Genomic DNA, 1,047 nt, shown 5'->3' with positions numbered 1-1,047 from the left:
CAAAAGAAGTGGCTAGTTTAACCTTTCGGGGAGGACGGTCACCACTTTGTGATTCATGACTGGGGTGAAGTCGTAACAAGGTAACCCTAGGGGAACCTGGGGTTGGATCACCTCCTTATCTTGAAGTGAAACAGCTTAATGAGAATACTCTTTAGAGAGTGCTCTACGAGTGTTCACACAAATTACATGATAACAAATTAGAAGAAGTCCAAACATGCTAGCTTCGGACGTGAAATCTTGAAAGAGATAGGTCTGTAGCTCAGCTGGTTAGAGCGCACCCCTGATAAGGGTGAGGTCGGCAGTTCAAGTCTGCCCAGACCTACCAATTTACAATTTTTACGGCGTTGGTTCATCACTTGTGTAGAAAACCTACACCTCGCGATAAACCGCCTTGTAAAAAATGTTAATATACGTTTCGTTTTAGCTAAAGTATGTTACCCATTGCGGGGCTATAGCTCAGCTGGGAGAGCGCCTGCCTTGCACGCAGGAGGTCAGCAGTTCGATCCTGCTTAGCTCCACCACTTCTTCTTTAAAGAAAGAGACCAAACTTAAACTATCAATGTTGATAAGTTAAGTTTGGTTTTTTAAACCAAGTCGTTGCCGAATGTGTGCAATTGACAAGTTCTTTAACAATCTGGAAAGCTGATATAAATACCGGTATTTATATGACAAACACGGTGTCGCGCTGTTGTTTGTAAATTATAAATACCAAGCTGTTATTAATAGGAATATCGCCTGTTAGTAATGGTGATTACGGGTCCTCCTCGGAAACGTAATCAACCCGGTAGTTTATTTACTTTTAGTTTACCTATTAGTAGTGAATTACCACTCTTATTCAAGACACACTTTGTGTGCGTGAAAATGTCAGACTTTACAATTGCTGCGGATTAGTCTCCGCGGTGCACCAAATAGGAAACTACTTGGGGTTGTATGGTTAAGTGACTAAGCGTATGTGGTGGATGCCTTGGCAGTTAGAGGCGATGAAGGACGTGTTAATCTGCGAAAAGCTTTGGTGAGGTGATAAAAACCGTTATAGCCAAAGATATC

Annotated in this window: 2 tRNA genes and 2 rRNA genes; all 4 read left to right on the top strand. The window is 42.1% G+C overall.

Annotation, left to right across the window (positions count from 1 at the left end):
* Positions 1 to 118 (top strand): 16S ribosomal RNA (locus ESZ39_RS17570); the annotation flags it as partial.
* A 130-nt stretch (positions 119 to 248) separates the two neighbouring features.
* Positions 249 to 325 (top strand) — tRNA-Ile (locus tag ESZ39_RS17565).
* A gap of 120 nt (positions 326 to 445) precedes the next feature.
* Positions 446 to 521: transfer RNA gene (locus tag ESZ39_RS17560), tRNA-Ala, on the top strand.
* 411 nt (positions 522 to 932) lie between these two features.
* Positions 933 to 1,047: ribosomal RNA gene (locus ESZ39_RS17555) — 23S ribosomal RNA — on the top strand; the annotation flags it as partial.

Origin of the sequence: Colwellia sp. C1TZA3 (genome assembly GCF_007954265.1) — a bacterium.
GTDB lineage: Bacteria > Pseudomonadota > Gammaproteobacteria > Enterobacterales > Alteromonadaceae > Cognaticolwellia.
This window is presented reverse-complemented; position numbering and strand designations above follow the sequence as displayed.